We start from the raw sequence: 3,684 nt of genomic DNA, 5'->3' as shown, positions 1-3,684 counted from the left end.
CCGGGGACCATGACCTGGGGGCGGATGAAGTCCTTCATCAGGGTGTCGACGAGTTGGTCGCCGGTCATGTTCTTCAGGCGGTCCACCAGCGCCTGGTTCCCGCCCTGCCGCTCGATGCGCAGGATTTCGAGGACGCCGCGGGCGGCAAGTCCAGGCACAACGTGGGGCCCTGCCAGGATGTTGTGACGGAGATGGTCGGCACGGTCGGTGAACTGGTTGTTCGCCCGCGCCGACTCTTTCCCGTCACGTGCCTCGCCGTCGATGTGCCGAGTCGTCCCCCCGTCCGTTGCATAGTCGAAGAACGGAGTGATGTCGGGGTACCACCGACGAACCTGGCGGTCGAACCGTGCGCCTGTGCTCCGGTTCACCTCAAGCGTCTCTATCTGCTGCTGCAGTGTGTCCCACGCGTCCGTGGCCCGAAGCTTGGCTCGGATCTCCTTGTTGACCTCGGCGAACCTGACGATCCTCGCGGTGGTTGCGGCATCGAGCCTGTCCGAGGTCGTGTGGAAGGCCCCGGAGAGGTGGAAGCTGAGAACGTCGGCCTCGCGGTTGAGGAAACCGACCCCGTCGTTCCAGATGTCTGCTATCTCCTGCTGGGCCGCCCCCATGCGGGTTTCCGGCGAAGCCGTCTGCGGTGGTGCGTCGCGGCGGTAGGAGAGGAGGTTGCCGTCTGCGTCGGCGCGGAGGGTCGGCCATTCCCGGTCGAGGAAGTCCGTGACCATGAGCCAGCCGCTGTCGGTGAGTCGGCTCTGTGGGACGGTGATGCGGGCGGGTCCGCTGCCCCCCGAGCCGAAGCGACTGTCGCGGAACGGTGCGTTCGGGTCGGCGAGGAAGAAGAAGACGAACGCGTCGTTGGCGAACTCGACTTGGTCGAAGGCGGGCGTGTTGTTGGCCACTGCGCCGTTGGCCTCTACCGAGATCTGACGATAGGACTTCATGCCACCGCTGTCGCCTTCGTTGCCGGGTGCGAGCATGGTGGTGACGCGGTCGGCGGTGGTGTAGTGGTGCAGGACGCGGTTGCTCAGTGCCTGTTCGAGTCGGGTGCGGACGTCCTGGCGCCAGTCCTGGGCGGTGCCGATCTCGTTGTTCAGGTCCCGCAGGTTCTCCAGTGACATCTGCGCGATCAGGGCGCGGCCTTGCACCTGACTGGTCCGCACGGTCGACCAGAGGTTGCCGTCGCGGGTCATGTGGGCGTAGGCGGCGTCGGCGGCGGGGGTGTCGGCCCAGGTGGCCAGCTCGGGGATGTGCTGCTCGATGTGCTGCTGTGCGAGAGCGGCTTCGTCGACCTCGGAGCGGGGGCTGTTGGGCTGGGTCTTCATGTCCAGCACGTAGGAGGCGATGTCGGCGACGGTGCCGGCCTCGTTGTGCATGTGGGCCTGGCCGGACCATTCCAGTGCCTCGATGATGTCGGCCATGCCGACCGGTGCGTCTGCCTTCATGCCGAGGATCTGGCGGGTGATGGCTTCGAGGTTGTACTGGTGGGGCTCGAACGCGGACTTCACATCGCCGAGGGTCTGAATCAGCTCGCCGTAGTAGGCGTAGCTGGTGATGTCCGGCCCCGCCGCATCAGCCAGCAGGTCCTTGAAGGTGTCGCTGGTGTGGGGCCCGGGCGCCGCCAACGCCGTCGTCGAGGTCGGCGGCCGCTGGACGTTGTCGCGGGTGATGGGGACGGGGCCGGGGACCATGGCCTGGGGGCGGATGAAGTCCTTCATCAGGGTGTCGACGAGTTGGTCGCCGGTCATGTTCTTCAGGCGGTCCACCAGCGCCTGGTTCCCGCCACGCTGCTCGATGCGCTGGATCTCCAGCAGGGCGCGGAGCGCCAGGCCTGGCACGATGTGCGCCCCGGCCAGCACGTTGTTGTCGAGGAAGTCCGTGGTGTCGCTGAACTGACCTGCCAGGCGGGCTGGTTCCTTGCCGGAGCGCGCCGAGCCGTCGATGTGACGGGTCTTACCGCCGCCCATCGGATAGGCCCAGTTGCTCACGGCGCTGTACAGCATCTGCGGCCAGTAACGCCGGACCTGCTGGTCGAACCGGAGGCTGTTGTTGAGGTGCTTCTCGCGGTCCGCCGAGTGCTGCTGCAGCGCGTCCCACGTGCCGGCAGCGCGCAGCTTCTCGCGTATCTCCTTGTTCAGCTCCGTGAACATGATGATCTTCTCGAGCGCCGCCGAATCGAAGCTGTCCGGGTCGTTCCTGAGGATCTGGGAAATGTCACCGGAGAGAATCTTCGCCTTGATATCGAGCGCTTCGTTGCCGTGCGCCCAGATGCCGGCGATCTTCCACTGGGCGTCCGCGAGCCGTGCTTCGGGTGAGTTCGCCTGGTTCGCGGTGTCCCGGCGGTAGGAGAGGAGGTTGCCCTCGGCGTCGGTGCGAAGGGTGGGCCACTCCCGGTCGTGGAAGTCGGTGAGCATGATCCAGCCGCTGTCCGTCAGCGAATGCTGGGGAAGCGCGACGCGAACAGGGCCACTGCCCCCCGAGCCGAAGCGGCTGTCGCGGAAGGGCGCGTTCGGGTCGGCGAGGAAGAAGAAGACGAACGCGTCGTTGGCAAACTCGACCTGGTCGAACGGGGGCGTGTTGTTGGCCGCTGTCCCGGCGCTCTCCGACATGAGCTGCGCCTTGGACTTCAGGACGCCCCCGCCGCCGGGGACGAGCATGGTCTCGATGCGATCGGCGGTGGTGTAGTGGTGCAGGACCCGGCCCTTGAGGGCCTGTTCCAGGCGGTCCAACACGCCCTGATGCCACGCTTCCCGCGGACCGACCTGGTCCTGCAGGTAGCGGAAGTTGTTGGCGGACATCTGTGCGATGAACGCCCGGCCGCCCGGGTACCCGGCCTGGCGCGGACCCGCCCAGATGTTCCCCCAGTCCGCAAGCCGGCTGTAGGCGGACACCGAGCCCGGATCGGTGGCCCACCCGGACAGCTCGGGCACATTGTGATCGATGTGGGACTGGGCCAGCGTGACGGGGTCGGTCTGCACACGCACGTAGGCAGCGATATCGGCGACCGTGTGGGCCTGGTTGTGCGTGTGGGCCTGCCCAGACCAGTGCAGGGCAGCGATGATCTCGGCTCGGCCGACGGGGGCGTCGCCCGGGAGGCCGAAGATCTGTCGAGTGATCGCCACAAGGTCGTACTGGTGGGGCTCGAAAGCGGCCTTGAGATCCGCCAGCGTCGCAACCAGTTCGTCGTGGTGCTCGTAGCTGGTGATGTCGGGGCCGGTGGTGTCGGCGAGGAGGTTGGCGAGGGTGTCGGTGGTGTGGGGGGTGGGTGCGGCGAGGGGGGTGGTGGTGCTGGTGCTGGTGGTGGTGATGCGGGGGGCGGGTGTGGGGGTGTGGGTGGTGTCGGTGGTGGTGTGGGGGTCGAGGAGGGTGCGGAAGGCTGCCCAGGTGTGGTCTTCGGTGCGGGTGGTGTCGCGGGGGTTGGGGGTGGTGAGGTCGGGGTTGCGGGTGGTTCCGTAGAGCTCGGTGAGGAGGGGGATGAGTTGTTGGGTGTGTTGTTGGGTTTCGTGCCAGGGGGGTGCGTTGTCGGGGTGGTGGGTTGGTTGGTGGGTGGTGGTGCGGTGGACGAAGTCGTGGACCCATTGTTGGGTGTTGTGCATGGGGAGGCCGGTGTAGCGGTCGTGTCCGGCGTTTGTTCCGAGCCAGGTGTTGGTGAGTTGGGCGAAGAATTCGTGTTCGGTGGGTTGGCGGAGG

At 66.9% G+C, this 3,684-nt stretch carries 1 protein-coding gene; it reads right to left on the bottom strand.

Annotated elements, in window-relative coordinates:
• Positions 1-3,684 (bottom strand): hypothetical protein (locus HCN56_RS24335; protein ID WP_209313140.1); only part of this gene is annotated, 3,684 nt, incomplete at both ends.

Origin of the sequence: Streptomyces lonarensis (genome assembly GCF_012033735.1) — a bacterium.
Lineage (GTDB): Bacteria > Actinomycetota > Actinomycetes > Streptomycetales > Streptomycetaceae > Streptomyces > Streptomyces lonarensis.
This window is presented reverse-complemented; position numbering and strand designations above follow the sequence as displayed.